This is a genomic window from Vibrio sp. 1078-1 (genome assembly GCF_033340475.1).
In genome coordinates this window covers 1-839 of sequence record NZ_JAWOWM010000188.1, presented here as the reverse complement: position 1 = coordinate 839, position 839 = coordinate 1, and the positions used below count along the sequence as shown (strand labels likewise).

Below are 839 nucleotides of genomic sequence, written 5' to 3'. Positions count from 1 at the left end.
CCAAACGGTCAGAGCCCGATGCTGGACTTGCGCCTTCCGCCAGTGGCGTTTTCGCTTTTCGACCATCTGGTGTTGCCATCGTGGATGCGCCAAATGGCACGTTGGCAGAGATGCTTGATGTTCCCGCGTAGTAGCCACCACCAATTGGCCCGCGCCCATGACGTGTGTTGACAAATTGCGCCAACTCATCGATATAAACTTGGTAAGCATCAGCCAGCAATTGGTCGACATAATCGTCGTCATTGCCGTATTTTGGCGCGAAGTTGATTAAGCGTTGGCGAAGTTGTTCGTTCTCAATACCATCGAAGTCTTCTTCTAATGCTTTTGCCAGTTCCGTTTGGCTGATTTGCGCTTCTTCAAACACCAAATGTTTGATCGCCGCCAAACTGTTACCCAAATTGGCGATACCCACTTGCAGGCCAGATACCCAATCGTATTTCGCTCCGCCTTCTTTTACTGTTTTACCACGCGCCAAACAGTCATCCACCAGCGATGAGCAGAAAATATCTTGCGCTTGCTGCTCAAGCACGCTGTCGACTACAGTATCGATCTCTATCGATTTACGTGTGTAGTAGCGAATTTGCTCCGCCCAAGAAGCGGTGACTTGATCAAAACTCTCGAAGTTGCCTTTTGCCAACGACTTATCATGCGGCAAGAAGGCTTTGCCCGTCGTTGCATCCACACCTTCGTTAAGCGCCGCCAGCAAAATACGCGCAAAGTTAATGAAGCTCATACCCGTACAACGGTAACCCCATTTGCCTGGAACAGCGGTTTCAATACAGCCAATAGACGCATAGTTGTAAGCATCTTCTTTCTCGACACCTAGCTTGATGAACTCT

Annotated in this window: 1 protein-coding gene; it reads right to left on the bottom strand. The window is 49.3% G+C overall.

The features are described from left to right. Nucleotides 1-839, bottom strand: an 839-nt coding sequence (locus R7190_RS26485; RefSeq protein WP_318137753.1) for a pyruvate formate lyase family protein, incomplete at both ends; no start/stop codon positions are given.